Origin of the sequence: Photobacterium satsumensis, assembly GCF_050336935.1 — a bacterium.
Classification (GTDB): domain Bacteria; phylum Pseudomonadota; class Gammaproteobacteria; order Enterobacterales; family Vibrionaceae; genus Photobacterium; species Photobacterium satsumensis.
Map to the genome: position 1 here is coordinate 1,323,656 of NZ_JAKJSK010000006.1, position 18,819 is coordinate 1,342,474.

Here is an 18,819-nt window from a genome sequence, read left to right on the forward strand (position 1 = left end):
TTGAAGAGCAGGCGAGTTATTAGCTCGCCTGTTTTAAAAATTGTTCGCCGGACTACTTGCCAAGCCCGGATACGTTGCTAAGTCGTTACTTAGCAAAGGTACTCAAGTCGATGTCGTATCGCTCAAGCACTTCCTGCATCTGAAGTTTTTTCTGCCCAGCCGATACCGCCATAACCTTAGCTGTCACATCAGAAACCTCACCTTGGGTGATCCCTGCCCTTTTGGCTTGTTTAAGATAATAGTTGGTACAGGGTAAACAATTCATCGCCATTGCCGCAGCGAGGCCGACTAATAACTCTGTTTTCGTATCTAGATGTTCATTATTATGAGTGGAACGGTAAAAGGCACCATAAGCTTCTTGGTGTTTTCCAAGCATTAATCTCTCCTTGATTTTTTAAATCCATTTAAACTACTTCGTTAAAAGTATCAGGGAGTTGGCACAAAAATATGGATCTAAATCATTTCAAGGTAATTTATGAAATGTACATTGAAATCAATGAACTTAGATCACTCAAGCAATGATACCTCAGGGGAATTATGATTACCGGTAGGAATAAAAGCCTCACTTGATAGCAAGGCTTAAATCAGGGTGATGATATTAATTTCCGGCCTGCTCATGATGCTTCGTCAGCTGTTTATAGAGCACGTCTTTTAGAACCATACGTTGCTGCTTTAGCTCATGCATACTGGTGTCATCAATCGGACTGCCTGAGATTTCCAACTGGCGAATGTCGTAATCAAGTTCATGGTAACGCTGAAGTTCGGCTTTGAAGGTTGGATCATCATGGTTGAGCTGAACAATATCTAATTTGAGTTCTGGAAAATCTAAAATAAACGCATGGTTTTCATTTAGCATCGGCATTCCCTCATTAGTTGGCTTACAACCTAGTATAGGGTCACCCTATATAAAGAACTGTGCCATATACCAAATTAACGCCAATGGGATAACATTGCATAGTGGTCTGCCAACCGGTGCCTACCGTAAAATGGCGCAACAGTATCTTGTCCTATCATTGTTAAGAAAAACTCAGCAGGACCACCCCACTTTTCCGGTAATCGCTTAACAACAACTAGCGCTACCCTTCTTACCCAGTCAGGCAAAGACGTGATTTTTACGGGTTTCTTCTGTGCATGAAAAGCAGACATGGCGATTTGCTTAACAGATATTACCTCTGGCCCACCGATTTCGAGTTCATGCTCTGTACTATCGATAGCTTCTAAACAAAATTGAGCCAGATCTTCCCCATGGATTGGATTGACCTTAATATCACCGTCACCCAATAAGTAAACACGTCCTTGTGCAGCCATTTTGTAGACTTCTTCCATATCCGAGAAGAAACCATTTGGCCTGATCACGCAGGGGGTCAGCTCATTGGAGATCAACAATCGTTTTGCAAACCGCTCTTTAGCCTTCAACAACCTAACATCTGGATGTTTATCGGCATTGTAGGCAGAAACATATATAAATTTACTGCCCCCTGCCCGCTCTGCTTCATGTAACAAATTAAGGTTGCCCTGATAATCAACATCCATATATCCCAACCTATCGTGTTGTTTTGTAATACCAATACACGAGATAACGATATCGATTTCATCACAGCAGCCACGCAGCTCTTCAGGGGAAGTGACCTGTGCTTCAATGATTTGCGCTTCTGCCACGCCTTGGGCGAGCAACTTAGCCTTGTTCCTTGCTAGTGCTTTGAAGCTTGAGTTAGTCAACAACAATTGCTGAACCAAGTGAGACCCCAAATATCCCGTTGAGCCTGCAACCAAAATACGTTGTTTTATAGCAGTCATATTCACCTTGCCTAATCGTTACCATCACCTCATGTACACGGACTTATTCGTACTCTGGTCGATATGGCTCTTCTCGTAAAATGTGGCTAATGAGTAATTTCAAATAGAACAAAGGCAAGAACCATTCTAGCCCTTGTGGTGGCTGCCAAAGATAGGTCACCAACACGATACTTAATGAATACATGGCCAAAGCAACCGGACGCTGCAGGTAAAGCGGTGTTTTCAGGATCAGGGCACATGCCAGAATCATGTAACCCCCAACCAGCACAATCCACATCAAGTCGAAGCCGAGAAACGCCCAACTAAACAGTGACAGTTGCACAAAGTGCAAGCCGATAAACGCCATATGTTGCCTGAACCCTTCCCCGTCACGATGAAACCAGCGTTTAGCACTAGACGTCGCATTGGTAATGATGCCTCCAACAATATCTACGGCAAGTAGACCTGCAATCAAGTACTGTGACCAGCCCCACCCTAACTGCCAGAAATATGCACAAGCGAGTAAAACAATACTTGCGATAAACGGCACATACAGCTGAAGGTTCTTTTCCGCCCTCGTTGCACCAGGGCCAATCAATTTATCAATTCCACCCCAAAAACCCGCTCTTGCACTAGGCACATTCCAATTAATTTTCATAAAAACCTCTTTTTAGACCACTCGGTCTTTTTAAGGTAATACGTTCTCTTCGGCGGGTAAAGATCTTTTTTGTCCAAGTGGTCTAAAAAGAGTTTGTCTGATAGAATGACTGACCTAAAACGCCATCTAGAGAATGAAAATGCCAAAGATCGTTGACCATGACAAAAGACGTGAAGAGATCGCACTAAAAGCAACAACGATCTTCCTCGAACATGGCTATAAAAACATTGGAATGCGGCAGCTGTGCGAGCAATTAGGCATGAGTAAAAGTGCTGTTTACTATTACTACAAAAGTAAAGATGAACTCTTCCGTGCTGCTACCGAAGCAATAGTCAATTTTGACGCTGCTGTACTTGCTCATAGGCCCACAAGATTAGAAGCCTCGCCCGCACAACACGTTGAAAACTTTATCTTGATATACCAACAAATGGCTCCCCGCTATTTTCAGGAAATGCAGCTCGTTGCGGATTATATCGAGGTGATCGGCCAAGACAACACAGCCACGGATCCATGCATGATCTTGGCCAACCAGAAGTATATTGATCTGCTGTCAAAGTATGTTTCAACTGAACACAGCATGGAGCTCTACACCATCATGCTAGGGTTACTGAACCACCAAATCATGACAGGTAAGCCACTAACAGAAGAGTATATTTCATCGATGATCAAGAGCTACATCAATTAGATTACAAGCACTAACCTGATGGATTTCAAAAATACGGTGAGCATCTAAAGTCTAAAAGGATTAGGGTTTGAGCTTCTATCGAACCCTCATCAGCGAGTTTACTCAGAATGGTTATTCGATAGCGGTCCTAATTATTTCAACAGCTCGATTAGATTATCTATAAAATCTGTTGCATTTTCGTGATTTGAACTCAGGGAGGAGCTAAGGATTGAAAAGTTAAACGGTAAGAACTCTTTGAGTTGAACTATCTTGTAACCTAAATTCGAATTAGACTCGGCGGTATAAGGATCGACAATCGCACAAGCTAAGCCTTGAGCAACAAAATGACACCCCACAGAATACGTGGTTGTGATATAAGTCGCTTTTGGCACAACATCAAAATTATCAAACAAGCTATCTTGATAAATTTCATCACCAGTTCTAACACCTATATAGATAAAGTCATATTCAGCGAGATCATTGCAACTAATCTCATCAAAAGCTGAAAGGGGGTGTTCATTGGGAACAATGGCTACTTTTGATTTGACCATATCACAAATAGAAAGCTGCGAAGCACCTTCGACCCTCATAGCGATTCCGACATCTGACTTCCCCTTTAAAACTGAAGAAATAACATCAGGTGATGGCTCCATTTTCAGCTGTACATTCACTGTAGGGTGGCTTTCTTTGTAATGCGATATAGCATTGATCAACGCTCCATTGCACATGGCTGGCAACGCAGAAATATTTAACCGCTCCCCTTCCCCTCTCTTTATTCTTTTGGCAAATCCTTCAAGCTGCTCGAACGAAGTCACTGTGTGCTTGGCATGCCTGTAAAAATTCAGTCCGTCCTGTGTCGGTTTCAGCCTACCTCTAACTTTTGTAAATAGCTGAAAGCCAACCCTTTCCTCTAGTTGATTGAGCATTTTGCTTGCGGCTGGCTGTGACACGCTTAACATTTTTGCAGATTTTGTAACGTTACGCGTTTCCATTACAGAACAGTAAACCCTTAGCAACTCTGACTTTATCAAGAACCCATTCCTTATGGTTATTGAATAATAACAACTTCATATTTTACCGTTATGAGATGCATTTGTATAGTTTGCAACAAGTGGTTAACAACAGTGGTTCGTTATGGAAGATATAATTGTTATTGGCTGTGGAGTAGTAGGTGCCTCTATTGCTTATGGATTGCTGAAAAAAGGCATTCCGGTCACCATGATTGACGAAGGAACATCTGGATTCAAAGCTTCTAAAGGGAACTTCGGCCTTGTTTGGTGTCAAGGAAAGGGGTTTAACAACAAGGAATACTCCAGAATAACCTTTCAATCTTGTCAGGATTGGGAGGGCTTTTCCCAACAACTTGAGGCAGATAGTGGGCTACCGGTTGATTACGAAAACAAAGGCGGCCTGTATTTCCTTTTTGACGAGAAGAGTCATCTAGATCGAATTCAAAGGCTTCAATCAATAAAAGAAGCCTCTGAAGGGAAAATTACATACCAAATGCTAGACCATCAAGAGCTTAAACAGGCTTACCCCGCTCTTGGAAGTGAGGTTTATTCAGCGTCATATTGCAAGCATGATGGAACATGCGACCCACTGAAACTCGTGTATGCCTTGCAAGCCGCTGTCATCAAGCTCGGTGGTAAAATTGTAACTGGTAAGGTCAACAATATCATTTCAGCAGGTGGATTGACCAAAGTTACAACAACAAACATCAGTTTATCAGCGAGCAAAGTTGTTATTGCAGCTGGACTAGGGAACTCTGACTTATCTAAATGCGTTGGCATTGATACTCCCCTTAAGGCAATTAAAGGGCAGATCATCGTGTCACAAAGGTTACCTGAATGCTTACCAATACCTAGCCTGCAAGTAAGACAAACCAGTGAAGGTACGGTGATTTGTGGCGATTCGCATGAAGATGTTGGTCTAAATACCAGCACAACGACGGATATCATGCAGAAAATTTCAAAAAGGGCTATTAAAATCCTGCCTAGTTTGGCGAATAAAAACGTCAATAGAGTCTGGGGGGCCCTTCGAGTAATGACCCCTGACACTATTCCTATCTATGAGCAGTCTGAGCAAGTTAAAGGCGTTTTTAATGTCTCATGCCACAGCGGGGTAACTTTGGCAGCTTTTCATACAAATGAACTAGCCTCTCACATAATCAATGGTGAGCTACCTGACAACCTCTCGGCTTTTAGCGGAGGTAGATTTTGAATTTAATAAAATTAGCAAGCGCAAAAAACGTGAAAATAAAAGTCAACGGAGTGACACGCCTTACACAAGAAGAGCAAAGCCTCGCCTCTGCTCTACTAGAGGCTGGAGTTTTCACATCAAGCGCAGATACACGCACAGATAAGAAGCTTTCTCCTTACTGCTTAATGGGTGTATGCCATGGATGCCTCGTTGAAGTTGATGGAAAACATAATCAAAGGGCTTGTATGACTCGCATTAAAGAAGGAATGGCAGTTGTCACAGGGGAAGCTGAAAATGAGACATTATGATATAGCCATTATTGGTTCTGGTCCCGCAGGTATTTCAGCTGCAATCGTCGCTTCGGAGTCTGGATTAAAGACTGCTGTGTTTGATGAACAACACCAAGTTGGAGGGCAAATTTATCGCGCCCTAGAAAAAACGCCAATTAAAGATCGAACTATGCTAGGGAAGGATTATTGGGATGGCGAAGATTTAATAGAAAAATTTAACTCTTCCGATGCGCATTTTTTTGGTGGTTGCACAGTTTGGGACATCAGTGAAGACAACATCATTTCATACAGAACCAAAGGTTCTTCCAAGCAAGTTTGTTGCAAGCACCTTATTCTTGCAACAGGGGCCTTAGAGCGCTCAATTCCCTTTGAAGGATGGGACTTAGGCGGAATATTTACCGCTGGTGCCGGACAAGTATTGCTAAAAGACTCTGGTGCAATTGTAAAAGACACAGTGCTTGTCGGTTCAGGGCCACTCATTGATGTTCTTGCTCACCAATACATCAAAGCGGGGCACCCGCCTAAAGCGATAGTAGATACAACCCCATACTCAAATCACTTTAAAGCATGTAAAAAGCTGACCAATGCCATAAAAGGTGCAGGGTACTTAAAGAAAGGGTTAAGCCTAAAAGCCTCAATAAAAATGCATGGAGTTAAGGTTTACACAAATTGCAAGAATATACGTGCCACTGGTGCCCAGCAGATTGAAAACATTCAATTTAGTCAATTTGGAAAAGATGTTGTCATACCGACAGACAGTCTAATGATTCATTTTGGTGTCATCCCCAACATCAACATAACTCGTGCATTGGGCGTAGATATTTACTGGGATGAAAACCAGCAATGCTACCGTCCAGTGGTTGATGAGAGCTTTAGAACAAATCGCGAAAACACTTACATGGTAGGTGACGCTATTGGTATTTTAGGTGCCAAATCAGCTTCTATTAATGGTCAAATCGCTGCATATGACATTGCAAACAATGAAAAGGCGAAAGCCATACTTAAAAAAGAGTCTAGAAAAGATGCTGCTATTCGCCCGTTTTTAGAGCAACTATTTCGAATACCATCAGTTGATGATTTGCAACTCACACCAGATACCATTATTTGTAAGTGCGAATCAATTACCCTAGCAGAAATAGAAAAAGCAATCGAAGTCGGAGCTCAATCTTTAAACGAAATTAAAAGCTTTACTCGAAGCGGAATGGGGCCCTGCCAAGGGCGGCAGTGTGGAAACATTATTGCGATGATTTCAGCGGGTAAACATAAAGTATCAGCAAGAAATATCGAGTATTACAAAACTCGGTCACCCTACGTACCAATCACATTTGCTGAAATGTCAGACAACAAATAATAAAAGGAATTAATAATGGACGCTATCAACTATAAACCGTTAATAGTCATTGGGTTATTTTTGATCGGGATGCTATATATCGGCTATTTGTCGTCAAAAAAACTCAAATCAAGCAAAGATTTCCTCGTAGGAGGTCGAAATTTCGGTCTATTAACAGTAACCGCCACTCAATGTGCCTCTGCCTTTGGAGGAGGAATGATGCTGGCTCACGTAGGGATTGGATATAAGTTTGGATTTGCTGAGTTATCCTATATGACAGGGATATTCATTGGCGGAGTAATGCTAGCTGTCTTTGTTGCAAGATGGCTACGCCAACAGGACTTTTATACAACAACAGACTGGTTAGCCCACCAATATGGAGAGTCAAAGGCTCTTCGCGCTATCGGCTCCAGCGTGTCAATGATGTTAACAATGAGCTGGTGGGTCGCACAGCCTGTTGCCGCGGGAAAATTACTGAATGTACTTACAGGTATTCCAACCGAAATTGGTATCGTAATTTGCGCCGCTGTCGTGATTGTCTACACCATGGGCGGCGGCATCTTAGCTGTTGCATACACTGACGTTGCACAACTTTTATTAATGCTTCTTGCTGTCGTTGTTGTATTACCCATGGCTATATTTGCAGCTGGTGGTCTAGACACCGTTTTCGCAACAGTTCCAGCAGAAAACCTAGGCGTAATGGCTCCCGGTTCTGTTGTTGTTTGGGGGTGGATACTAACCCTTATTCCAGGACAACTTGTATCTCAAATTTATCACCAGCGTATTTATGCCTCCAAAACAGATAAGATTGCTCGAAATAGCATGATCCTAAAGTCTATTGCATCTGTACTTATGGGGGTATGGGCAGCGTTACTTGGAATGAGCATTTACACTATGAACCCAGATCTTGGCGACAAAGAAGCAGCCATGACATGGGCTATTGTCGAGTTGTTACCTGAATGGCTCTCCGTAATCATGCTCGGTGCAATCACTGCTGCCATTATTTCAACGGCAGACTCTGCTTTGCACAGTACCGTCTCTTCACTTACACGCGATATCTACCAAAAAATTTATAAGCCTGAAGCTGATGATAAAGAAGTTATTAAATTCACACGCAAAGCTGTTATTTGTGTAGGCGTACTAGGTCTTGCAATCGGCTTGTTCGCACCTTCAATTTTCACCATCCTACTTATGGGCTCAATGCTTACAGCATCAGGGTTATTAATTCCTCTTTACGTAGGCAAGTTTTGGAAAGGTGGAACGCAACAAGGCGCTATCGCGAGTATGGTTGCTGGTGTTGTCGTCTCAGGCTCTTGTCGATACTTTGATCTACTCACTCAACTACCCGGAATTGCGTGGGGGATTTTCGCATCAGCGATTGCCTATTTCGTAGTTAGTCTTGTGACAAGGCAGCCAGAAGCAAATGAAGTTGAGGTTGGATAAAAACGGGTAATAAAAATCGCTATCAAACCACGCGAAAAATGAGAAATCCAAAAGCCGATGATCTAAATGAGCATCGGCTTTTCTTTTACTGGGAGTTAAAAAAGACAGTAGCGCTTAAACACACTCAGTCTCAAGCGCTTTCAACACTTCCCGATCATTATCAACCCGCTTGATCCACCCCTCTACTTCCATCCGGTTTAGCAATGGGATCATATATTTACGAGATAGTCCGGTTCGCTCTCTGGCTTCAGAGATGGCAAAGCGATCACCGACTGATTGACCTTGGAGCAAGTCGTGGACTAAATCTTGGTAAACAGGAGCCAAATAGTAAATTTTCCCTTCCATCGGCACCGCAAAACCAAGTCGGACAAGGTTTCTCAGCTCCTTCTGCGCACCAGGGATTTTCTCTTTGTCTGCCTCGTAGCCTTGCTTCCCAGCCTGCTCCATATGCTCTAGGATCTTCTTCGCGGTCGGCGATAGCTGTGCTTCGTTCTGGCCGCTGCCAAGCGAGTAAAGCTCATTTGAGCGGCGTAATTTACCCTCTTCGACCAACGCGTCGAGCGCCGCGGCCAATGGTGCCACAGCCATCTGGCACTTACCGCTTAACTCATTCACTGAGAGGTCGATCTGGCCTTGCTTGAGGATATCTTCGACATGCTGGTGAGTCTGGTTGAAACATTCTTCAGTGAACAGCCAATCACCACAAATCTTATAACCTGATTCATCAAGTGCTTGTTCACCGCGTTTAGCAAACCCGTACAAGGCCATATTGATAGTGACATAGTCTTCCCAAGCAGGGTGCTCAGGCATCGCCATTAGCAAATCATAGAGTTTATTGCGGTAACTCTTAGCTACTACACCAGACCAGACGATGGAACCACAATTCAGGATTCGGCTTCCACCATGTTGAATAAGCAACGCTCGCTGATTCCAAAAGCAGCTTGCAGGCTCTTTCAAGCGCAGCCTAGCGAGATTGGTGCCTTTGAAGACAAATATCTTGGCGAGCGTATTGAACGTACCAAAGGCCACTTCGACTTCGCTGTTATTTTTACACTTGTTTTCAAAAAGCTGACTATCTAGACGAATAATCAATTCATCAGTAACAAATGACGTTTCTTTACGGTCGGTCAAACAGAAGCCGCGCTCAACCTCTTTTTTCTTGATGCCTTTTAGGCCAATCGCCACACGCGATACCGGCTTGGCCAACTCTATATTCTGGTGATAGGACTGCAAGCTTTTAACCTGCACTTCTCGTCCGCCCGGCTGCATGTAGAGCTTCTGCCCAACCGCAAATTCCCCCCCACATAGGCTTCCTGTTACTGTCGTACCCACGCCATTAACAGTAAACACGCGGTCAATGTATAGGTGAGCATGGCGTTCATTGTCTACACGCTCGGTATCAATCTCTTTATCAAGCTTGTGACAGATGTGCTGCCGCAGACCATCGATACCTTTGGCTTGGTGGGCTGATACCGTCACCGAATCAGGAATAAAACCGGCGATATCGAGAAACTGCTCAAGGGATTCCTCTTCGACCAAAGCCAGCATATCATCATCAACCAGATCCGACTTGGTGATCACCAAAGTGACATTTTCAATCCCCATCGACGCGATAACTTTAAGGTGATCAGTGGACATTTGCATCCAGCCCTCATCGGCCGCGACCACAAACAACACCATGTCGAGGCTCCATACCCCAGCCACCATGTTACGGATAAAACGCTCGTGGCCGGGCACGTCAATCACCCCCACAGGCTCACCGTTCTGATGCTTGAAGTAAGCAAAGCCTAAATCAATGGTCATGCCCCGCTTCTTTTCCTGTGGTAGATGCGCGGTATCTATCCCGGTCAGGGCTTTGATCAACGCCGATTTACCGTGATCAACGTGTCCTGCCGTGCCAACAACATAACTCATTGCAGTACCTCCGCCAGTTGGCTTCGTAGATATGGGATCTCTGAGGGCTCGATTGTCGCCATATTGAGCTGCACCCTGTCATGCTTGATCACACCGATCACAGGCAGTGGCCATTGCCTCATAACGGCAAGTAACTTCTCTGGAGACCGCTGGAATGCAGGCTGGCTTGGATTGATCTGTACTGACCAAGATGGATCAGACTGATCCGGTAGCGATCCCCCGCCCACAGTCATCTCAGATTGAACAACCGAGATTAAATCATTAAATCCAGTCACAAGCGCTTGGGCCCTTTGCTCAAGATGGTTGAGCTCTGCAAGGCTTTTTGTTTCAGCAACCCCTTTTCCTTCTTGCTGTTGGTTCAGCTTTCGCACAACCAATTCTTCGAGCAATGAATAAACAATTCGGCTCGGGCGGAAAGCTCGCATCATCGGATTCTTCTCAAGCTGCTTGATGAGCACATCATTCCCTGAAATCATGCCAGCCTGGGGACCACCGAGGATCTTATCCCCTGAGTAACACACCAAGTCCGCCCCAGCATCGATATAACTAGCGACGGTTGGCTCTTCTGGCATCTGCTCGGTCGTTGTACCCGATCCTTGATCGACAGCGAGAACAACATGATCCGGTAGTGCATTTGCCAGCTCTTTGACATCCGCCGATTCTGTAAAGCCACGGATCTTAAAGTTTGAAGTATGCACAATCAGCACCATGGCCGTTTCATCGGTGATGGCATCGAGGTAATCCTGCGTGGTCGTGATGTTGGTGGTACCGACTTCCACGAGCTTGGCACCCGACAAAGCAAGGATATCCGGGATCCTAAACCCACCACCTATCTGGATTTGCTCACCACGAGACACAATCACTTCTTTACCTTTGGCTAATTCATGCAGCAACAAGTAAATTGATGAGGCATTATTATTCACAACTAAGGTATTCTCGCCTTTGACGAGATATTTCATCAGTTGCTGGAGAAGCCCTTTGCGCTTGCCTCTCTTGCCGGTACTCAAATCAATTTCTAGATTACTGTAGTGGGTATTAACTTCGGTAACCTGCTGCCAGAGTTCAGCATTAATTGGTGAGCGTCCTAGGTTGGTATGAACAATAACCCCTGTGCCATTAACCACTCGCTGCAAGCGCTGTTGGTTCAACAGCCAACATGCCCTCTCAATTAGGTGGTATAGCTGCTCAAGGGAAAATGGATGAGTCTCAGGATCCTGCAAATGCTGCTTCTTATAACGAGCAACTTGCTCTCGGACAGCGTCAGCCACCACAGGTCGGCTCAAGCGTTCAATGAAAGGCGCCAAAAAAGATTGCTGGAGGATTTTTTCAATTTGTGGAATTGACGATAAGGTGCTTACTGCCATGATAAAGCCCCATAAGTTAAAAATAAGACTGCCAGAATAAAGAATCTAACAGTTATGAATTAAGTAGGGCATTGAAAAAGTCAGGGACAATAATAAATGAAGACTTATAAAAGAATCAGTGGTACTAAAATGCCGCCGTCATTTTTCACCCCTGAATAAAACATGCGAATTTTCGATGTTTTATAATTTCCGAATTATTAGAAATGAGTTGGCGGAAGGAGCAGGAATCGAACCTGCCAAAGCCTATTCAGCTCACGTCGGTTTTGAAGACCGGGAGGGCCACCAGACCCCATCCACTTCCGCGTTTTGATGGGTCTAATATACCCATATTAATCATCTAGTTAAAGCCTAAAGTAGTCGTTGTGTGAGCTTGCGAGCAAAGTGAAAACATTATGCAACACAATGTATTTAACTGTGCGTCAGTTAACATTATCTCTTTTCTCTATTATTTTCACTTTGTCTCTTTTATCACTTTTTAATACAGAGTAATTACAGACAATTAACATTACCTATAAATTATCTTATCTGAAGCATTAGCTTTATTTTAATGTTTAATTTTTTGATAAAATAACCAACAAGATCAAATTTGTGCATTGCGAATGAAATTATAATACAGCGTCATATAACAAAAAATAATGGATTAAACGTGAGATACGACAGATTAGAAATTATCAGCAACAACTTGAGCCTTGCAGCCCTATCCCCCCACGTCACCATCACACACCGGGATCATATCCTGGATGTCTTAACTCTGGCCCGTGACAAAATTCACCTCGGCGCAAGATTAGTTTCCCATCCTTTAGCGGGTAGCGTTAAGCCCCACGAAACGCCTTACCGGAGTATTGTATTGCTTAACCAGCGAGACGGCCTAGACATGGAATCACTCAACACCATAGAGCAAGCCATTGAGCGCTACCAAATTTTGTGCAAACCTAACCCAAACCACATGACATTAACCGCTGCCGATATTCACCGGGTGTTTCCCGAGAAACAAAACAGCGACTTCCAGTTCATTGATCTACAACTGATCAAGTCCAGCCTTAGCGCATTAGGTATCCGATTTGCCGAGTATCATGCTGCCGTTGTTTAATAGAAAAGAGTTTAATAAAGCAGATCTAACATCATCCATGACTCGGTAAGAGGCTGACGGAAAAACAGCCTCTTTCATCATTCACGACTTCCTTCCGTTTCATATTACCCTAGCTGCTCATCTCCACTCAAAAGGTAACTTCTCTAGTTGGTCGTTCATACCGGCTTCCACAGTGTGATACTCATCAACTTTATAGCCCGTTATTATCACTAAAGTCGCAGCATCTCCAACAAGCAAACGATTAACTACTGCGAGCACAACACTATGACACTGATCCCTCGTAAGCCATTAGCGGTGGCGATGATGCTATCTCTAGCTGGTTTTTCTTCACTTTCATTGGCCGAAATTAAAGAAGTGACGCTACTTCACACTAACGATATTGAAAGTGTCTATGAACCCGTCGACGCCTTCTGGAATGACGACATAAGCCGAATTGGCGGCATCCCCTACCTTGCAACGCTTATCAAGCAAGTCCAAGCAGAGGAAGGTACAAGTTTCTTATTAGATGCTGGTGATATTTATACTGGCTCCCTGTCTAAGAAAACCCTCGGCAAACTTTCTTTCGACCTTTATAGCGCGATGGGTTACGACGTAATCACCTTGGGCAACCACGAATTCGAATATGGTTGGGAGTCACTACGTGACACCATGCCGCGCGCACGTTTCCCAGTACTGAATGCCAACATTGTTTACGAAAATGGCGATGTTCAATTTGCCCAGCCTTACACGATTTTGGAGCGTGATGGTGTTCGAATCGGCGTTGTCGGTGTCATGGGTATCGATGCCTTCTACAACACTATGTGGAAAGGCAACCGCAAAGGCCTGACCATTAAAGATCCAATAGAAACCGCGCAACACTGGGTTGATGAAATCCGTGATGAAGTCGATATGGTTGTAGTCCTGACTCACCAGAACAAAACCGCCCCAATGCAAACCGATAAAGAAGCCGATCCAGAGGTTCAGCGCGGCTTCGAAGAAGACTATGAGATGGCAGGCAAACTAAAAGGGGTTGATGTTATCTTCGGCGGCCACTCTGATCACGGCTTATGGGAGCCTGTTGTTCACCCTGAAACGGGTACCGTTATCGGTCTAACTTTCGGTCAGGGTAAATACCTTGGTTACACCAAGTTTGAAATCGATACTGAAAAGAATGCAGTCAAGTTACTCGATGGCAAGCTGATCCCGGTTGAATCTGACAAGTTAGCGCGAGACCCAAAAACAAGCCAGCTTATTGATAACGCACGCCAGCAGTATCCACAGCTTGCAGAAGAACTGGCCACTATCGATGCTACCGCTTTCCGTCGTTATTACCGTGAATCCAATATCGGTAACCTGGTTGCAGACATGATGAAAGACGCCGGCAAGGCCGATATCGCGATGATCAGCTCAGGCAGTATTCGTGTTGACCTCAATCAAGGTCCGGTAACGATGGAAAACGTAATGAACGTCTTTCCGTTCACCGATACTCTGACCGTTGTCTCTTTGACCGGCGCACAGGTAAAAGAGCTGCTTGAATACAGCTATACGCTACCATATGGTCTCGCTCAGTTTGCAGGAATTGAGGCGACCTACGATAGCACCAAGCCAGAAAACCAACGCTTGTTAAGCCTTGCCATTAATGGTGAAGCCGTTGACCCAGCCCAAAACTACCGTGTGGCGACATACTCCTATGCAGCAAGCGGCGGCGATGGCTACCATGTTTTCGCCGAAGGCAAAAAAGAATCAAATGGTGACTTGGTCATGCAGGTATTGATCGACGCGTTCAAACAGCAAAAAACCGTATCGGTGCCAGAGCTTGGCCGTCAAATTGATGTAAGCCAGTAATTTAAGCTTTAAAATAGAAATATACCCAAGTATCGTCAGGATGCTTGGGTATATAGGGCGATAGTCATCGTCCTATATTTCTTTTCATATTCACGGGTGATGTGTGTTTCGAACCGAATACAACGGCTGTAAAACCTCTGGCTGCGACAACCTAGGTAATCCTGATCTTAACCTTTACACGCCTTCTACACGCTTAGGTTATCCGGCATATTACTGCCCGAAGTGTGGCGCTTACCCGCCCAAACTGCTCAATCAACCTATCTGCGCGCTTACCCGCTATATCCACCAGCAAAGATCTACGGCTACCTCCAAGTTTACACTACAATGCCGCTGTCCTGGCCAAAGCCAAAGCCAAAGCCAAAGCCAAAGCAGAACACAAGATCAACCCCGAATAAAAGCCCAATGGAAACGCTATGATAAAACCCGCATTGGTACTCAACGACTGAAATGCAGCCAATGCCATACTGTTGCTAGCCTGACTAATCCCAACAAGCTTGCCAGCAGCCTTCAGCCACTATTGGACTTACTGGTATCGGGATGCCCACCCAGCGAATTATTGCCTCGTTCTGGCTGGAACAAAAAGTTGTTCTATCAACGGTTAAACACTCTCAGCCAGTTACTTGAAGTTGCAAGCCATACCTATGAGCAACATTGGTTAACACGGCAAAACTCACTGTCATTACATACCCATAGCCACATAGTCAGGTGCCGTTCTGGTTTAACTCGTTCAAAACATCACGGCCTTGATTGCTGGCTGCTAACCACCAATGATAGCCAAACGGGTTACCAGTTTTTGATCAGCGATAACCTGTTACCGAATACATCCAGCAACAACCACAATGGTGAATACACTTTAGATGAGGTTGAGCAGCCTATATCACCGTCGTTGGATGTCTTAACGACAGCAAAACACACGTATCAGAAAATCATGTCACGCCAGCAGTTTGACAAACTTGCTTACTGCACAAAAGAGCACGCCAAATCAAATGAAGGGACACTATTGCGCCCTGTATATGCCGCCCATGCCCATATGCAAAACCTTAGACTGCGTTTACCTGATAGCATTGATATCGATTTAGTCTTGGAGCATGAAAGTTTTATTCGAGGTGCAGCTATCACCGCTTTTTCCGAGCAAGTTAAACAAAACCATACTGATGGAAAAGTGAATCTATATTACCTGCACGCTTTTCGTTGCAATGAGCCACCCTCATCACAGCCTGCAACACCAAGCAGTAAGCGAACCCTAAGTTGGTGGCATGAAAAGTGGTATCAGTTTCCTCATCGTTACCAAAACGAAAATTGGCTGTTAGGGCTAGGAGTGCTAACCCAAACCAGTTCAGCGAAGAAAACAACATTACAGAGTACTGTGCCAACCCGCCCCGACTGGCACTCTCATTTCTGGCATCACTTTGATGCTTGGCTACCGTCTTCACACCGCCAGAAAATCAGCCACGGCCAGCTTATACTGTGGATCAGTATTTTCAGGTATCTGTATAATTTTTCAGGTGCTTATCTGGAAAATAAAGAGAATCAAGCCAAACTAAACGAGAAAGAATACCTAGAATGGCATTCCGTTAAACAACTCGTTCACTGGATTGAGGTATATACCTTGAGTATCCAGAAGTAAACAGGGTTAGTCCGCTTGCCGACGTATGCCTCTTAGTTGTTCTAGCAAATATGGATATCTGGATTTCATATTAAAGCACTTCGATAACCGGAATAATGTTCCCAGTTACTTATGGCAGAGTTAAGTCACATCAAGGATGGCTCTTCATTCTTTGTACTAGGAACAAACCATGAAATACACATCTAAATTCGTCACTCTTGCATTTACTTCAATCATTACGGCACCAGTACTTGCTGAATCTCCTCTCGACTTTAGATTTCCGAGAGAATGTAGTTACACCGAAGCTGGCTATCCTGTTCCACTGTGTGGTAAACCTCTGACTAAACATAACATAGTGAAGAAACAACCAGGTGACCATCGCGAATATTCAGAGCATTATATTGCAGGACACGAGCCTATCCATCCTGATGAAATGCGAATCACGACAATTGGTTCTGGTAACCCACCCGTTCGACTTGGGCAGGCCTCAACAAGTTGGCTAGTCGAGCTCGGAAATGGTGACAACTTCATTTTTGATATTGGAGGCGGCACAGTACCTGCGTTATGGAGCCTTGGACTGCCTCACTCATCATTAGATAAAGTCTTTATTACCCACCTTCATTTAGATCATGTTGGCGGGATCTTTAACTTGTGGGACTCCATGGGATGGGGGCGAAATACACCATTGCATGTCTGGGGATCTTCAGGTCATAAACCCGAACTGGGTATTAAGTCGTTCGTTAAACATGTCGAAAGTGCTGCTGCTTGGCATATTCTCAGTAAAACAGGCATCGCCGCACAAGAAGGTATGCAGCTCAAAGCACATGAATTCGATTATTCGAAATTCAGTCCGGCTCAACCTAAGCAATTAGTCTATTCAGAAAACGACGTCGATATCTATGCGTTCCCAGTCGATCATATCTTAGAAGGTGCTGTAGGCTATCGCTTAGAGTGGAACGGACTTTCAATGGCCTTCACCGGTGATAGTGAACCAACAACACATGAAGCTGAAATGGCAAAAGGCGTAGACGTATTCATCCACGAATTGTTTATTGATGCGCCCACATTCTCTGAAAAAAATGCAATGCCACTGGAGGTTGCTGAGAATATCGTACATAAGCACACCTCCCCAGAAGAACTTGGCAAAATATTTACCCTTGCCGAACCCGTATTAGGCGTTGGAACTCACTTCTTTACAAATGAAGATACGATTGATGGCGCTTTTAAAGGATTAAGTCAAACCTACTCAGGTCCCGTCGCCATTGCTCAAGATTTGATGGTTATTAACGTAACTAAAGAACAAATCGTCACTCGAATGGCAAGAACCGACCAATTAGCATGGGCAGAGCCTTCTCCAGAAAGTGATGCTCAACTTACCTACGCTCCTAAACCCACAGAAGGGCTAACCCCTTCATGGATTTCTGATACCAGGTTAGATAGAAATCACTCAGAACATCATTAATTTCGACGCTTAAACCCAACTAACCGTTGGCAGTTACTGCCAACGGTTTCACTTATTCTTGCTACAGTAGTAATGACGGGCCTGTATGAGAAGCCGATCACGCAGTAGAAAAAACCAACAAACGCTGCCCTAGGGTCAACAGCCCCTAATGACACGCGAGCAATGAGGTATGTATTCATGGAGATTGATCTCAATAAACTAGATCTTAACCTGTTACGTATTTTATCGGTGTTGGTTGAAACTAAAAGCGTTCAACGTTCTGCCCAGTATTTAGGAATATCGCCGACAAGCGTCAGCCGCGCGTTGAGTAAACTCAAAGAGCTGTTTGGCGATAGTTTATTTATCCGTCAACCTCATGGAATCCAGCCATCTGAGCTAGCTTATGAATTAGCAATGGCAAGCCAACATATGCTAACACCAATCGAAGAGGTGATTACCAAACACTCCTCTTTTGACCGAGAGTCCTATAGAGGCGCTATCCGAATTGCCTTTAACCCTTACCTGCTTGAACTTTATGGCGACAAATTGGTTAAAGTGCTGTTTAACGCTTTTCCATTTGCAAAAATCACACTCCACGCATGGAATGTGAATAGTATCGAACAGTTTTTCAGCGGCGATATAAACTATGGGCTCCAATTTAGTGGATACCCTTTCCCATCAGAATGTCATACTCCGCTTCTACATCAAGTAAAAAACATGCTCATGTTCAGAAAAGAACACCCTCTTAGCCGCATAGAAGGTACGATTCATTGGGAGCATGTAAATCGATATCCCTTAATTCAACTTCTGCTTGAAGGTATAAATGAAACCTCAGATAACGCATCGAAAGAATTCACTCGAAGGGGCTTCACACCCAAAATACTACTTCGTACCGACAACCTAAAAACGGCATGCTATTTACTACAACAATCAAATGCCATCATGGTCGGTAGTTCAGTAATAGAGCAATCCTACCCGTTTCTAATAACTGCGCCACTGCCAACGGTTCGACGCGACCTCAAGTATATTGAAATACGTGGAGTATGCTTACGCATACACCGGGAAAACCCGCTATGCCAAGAAATTCAACAAGCTATCGCAACCATTTTTAGTACATAGGTAATAGGAAGCAGTGACTCAGAGTCGTCGGCTACGTTTATGCACACTTGCAACCAACACGTCATCAAATGACAGAACTCTAACTTTAACTTATTAAAAAG

Annotated in this window: 17 protein-coding genes and 1 tRNA gene; 10 read left to right on the top strand and 8 right to left on the bottom strand. The window is 44.2% G+C overall.

The annotated features are described in order from the left end of the window. Positions 1 to 85: 85 nt before the first annotated feature. The 4 genes from L4D79_RS06170 to L4D79_RS06185 all read right to left on the bottom strand — a co-directional run bounded on the left by L4D79_RS06170 (position 86) and on the right by L4D79_RS06185 (position 2,434). Positions 86 to 376 (bottom strand): carboxymuconolactone decarboxylase family protein, encoded by a 291-nt coding sequence (locus tag L4D79_RS06170; protein WP_428648794.1) that lies wholly within the window; start codon positions 374 to 376, stop codon positions 86 to 88. A gap of 222 nt (positions 377 to 598) precedes the next feature. Next, the gene (locus L4D79_RS06175) at positions 599 to 856 is read right to left on the bottom strand and encodes an HP1242/YdcH family protein (protein ID WP_428648796.1); all 258 of its coding nucleotides are present in this window, start codon (positions 854 to 856) and stop codon (positions 599 to 601) included. Between the two features lie 74 nt (positions 857 to 930). Continuing rightward, positions 931 to 1,797, bottom strand: a complete 867-nt coding sequence (locus L4D79_RS06180; protein WP_428648799.1) for an SDR family oxidoreductase — start codon at positions 1,795 to 1,797, stop codon at positions 931 to 933. Between the two features lie 43 nt (positions 1,798 to 1,840). After that, positions 1,841 to 2,434 carry a hypothetical protein gene (locus L4D79_RS06185; RefSeq protein ID WP_428648801.1) on the bottom strand — a complete coding sequence of 198 codons (594 nt, stop codon included), beginning with the start codon at positions 2,432 to 2,434 and terminating at the stop codon, positions 1,841 to 1,843. 139 nt (positions 2,435 to 2,573) lie between these two features. Here L4D79_RS06185 and L4D79_RS06190 point away from each other — a divergent pair, with 139 nt between their 5' ends. Next, positions 2,574 to 3,119 carry a TetR/AcrR family transcriptional regulator gene (locus L4D79_RS06190; protein ID WP_428648804.1) on the top strand — a complete coding sequence of 182 codons (546 nt, stop codon included), beginning with the start codon at positions 2,574 to 2,576 and terminating at the stop codon, positions 3,117 to 3,119. A 131-nt stretch (positions 3,120 to 3,250) separates the two neighbouring features. Here the strand turns inward: L4D79_RS06190 and L4D79_RS06195 are convergent, their stop codons facing one another. Continuing rightward, positions 3,251 to 4,129, bottom strand: a complete 879-nt coding sequence (locus L4D79_RS06195; RefSeq protein ID WP_428648807.1) for a LysR family transcriptional regulator — start codon at positions 4,127 to 4,129, stop codon at positions 3,251 to 3,253. 103 nt (positions 4,130 to 4,232) lie between these two features. Here L4D79_RS06195 and L4D79_RS06200 point away from each other — a divergent pair, with 103 nt between their 5' ends. The 4 genes from L4D79_RS06200 to L4D79_RS06215 are packed head-to-tail and all read left to right on the top strand — an operon-like array spanning position 4,233 to position 8,360. Beyond that, a complete protein-coding gene (locus L4D79_RS06200) occupies positions 4,233 to 5,318 on the top strand; it encodes an NAD(P)/FAD-dependent oxidoreductase (RefSeq protein ID WP_428648810.1) in 1,086 nt (361 codons plus the stop codon). Next, complete coding sequence (locus L4D79_RS06205; RefSeq protein ID WP_428648813.1) at positions 5,315 to 5,605, top strand: (2Fe-2S)-binding protein; 291 nt, start codon at positions 5,315 to 5,317, stop codon at positions 5,603 to 5,605. Before L4D79_RS06200 ends, L4D79_RS06205 begins: the two co-directional genes overlap by 4 nt. Continuing rightward, positions 5,592 to 6,938 carry an FAD-dependent oxidoreductase gene (locus L4D79_RS06210; protein WP_428648815.1) on the top strand — a complete coding sequence of 449 codons (1,347 nt, stop codon included), beginning with the start codon at positions 5,592 to 5,594 and terminating at the stop codon, positions 6,936 to 6,938. The genes L4D79_RS06205 and L4D79_RS06210 overlap by 14 nt, the downstream gene beginning before the upstream one ends. Before the next feature lie 15 nt (positions 6,939 to 6,953). Then, a complete protein-coding gene (locus tag L4D79_RS06215) occupies positions 6,954 to 8,360 on the top strand; it encodes a sodium:solute symporter family protein (RefSeq protein ID WP_428648817.1) in 1,407 nt (468 codons plus the stop codon). A gap of 114 nt (positions 8,361 to 8,474) precedes the next feature. On the opposite strand, the gene selB is transcribed toward L4D79_RS06215, so the two are convergent. The 3 genes from selB to L4D79_RS06230 form a co-directional block, all read right to left on the bottom strand. Next, a complete protein-coding gene (gene selB / locus L4D79_RS06220) occupies positions 8,475 to 10,274 on the bottom strand; it encodes a selenocysteine-specific translation elongation factor (protein ID WP_428648820.1) in 1,800 nt (599 codons plus the stop codon). Next, complete coding sequence (selA, locus tag L4D79_RS06225) at positions 10,271 to 11,638, bottom strand: L-seryl-tRNA(Sec) selenium transferase (protein ID WP_428648822.1); 1,368 nt, start codon at positions 11,636 to 11,638, stop codon at positions 10,271 to 10,273. The genes selB and selA overlap by 4 nt, the downstream gene beginning before the upstream one ends. 209 nt (positions 11,639 to 11,847) lie before the next feature. After that, positions 11,848 to 11,939 (bottom strand) — tRNA-Sec (locus tag L4D79_RS06230). A 345-nt stretch (positions 11,940 to 12,284) separates the two neighbouring features. Between L4D79_RS06230 and L4D79_RS06235 the strand changes: the two genes are divergently transcribed. The 5 genes from L4D79_RS06235 (at position 12,285) to L4D79_RS06255 (ending at position 18,718) form a co-directional block, all read left to right on the top strand. Then, positions 12,285 to 12,728 carry a GrdX family protein gene (locus L4D79_RS06235; protein WP_428648825.1) on the top strand — a complete coding sequence of 148 codons (444 nt, stop codon included), beginning with the start codon at positions 12,285 to 12,287 and terminating at the stop codon, positions 12,726 to 12,728. Positions 12,729 to 13,028: 300 nt separating this feature from the next. Next, positions 13,029 to 14,552, top strand: coding sequence for a bifunctional metallophosphatase/5'-nucleotidase (locus L4D79_RS06240; RefSeq protein WP_428651718.1), 1,524 nt, complete (start codon positions 13,029 to 13,031; stop codon positions 14,550 to 14,552). 103 nt (positions 14,553 to 14,655) lie between these two features. Next, positions 14,656 to 16,179: a hypothetical protein gene (locus L4D79_RS06245; RefSeq protein ID WP_428648827.1), complete on the top strand. Its 1,524-nt coding sequence runs from the start codon at positions 14,656 to 14,658 to the stop codon at positions 16,177 to 16,179. A 169-nt stretch (positions 16,180 to 16,348) separates the two neighbouring features. Then, positions 16,349 to 17,620, top strand: coding sequence for a guanitoxin biosynthesis MBL fold metallo-hydrolase GntH (gene gntH / locus L4D79_RS06250; protein WP_428648830.1), 1,272 nt, complete (start codon positions 16,349 to 16,351; stop codon positions 17,618 to 17,620). Positions 17,621 to 17,797: 177 nt separating this feature from the next. Continuing rightward, positions 17,798 to 18,718 carry a LysR family transcriptional regulator gene (locus L4D79_RS06255; protein WP_428648832.1) on the top strand — a complete coding sequence of 307 codons (921 nt, stop codon included), beginning with the start codon at positions 17,798 to 17,800 and terminating at the stop codon, positions 18,716 to 18,718. The last annotated feature ends 101 nt before the right edge of the window (positions 18,719 to 18,819 follow it).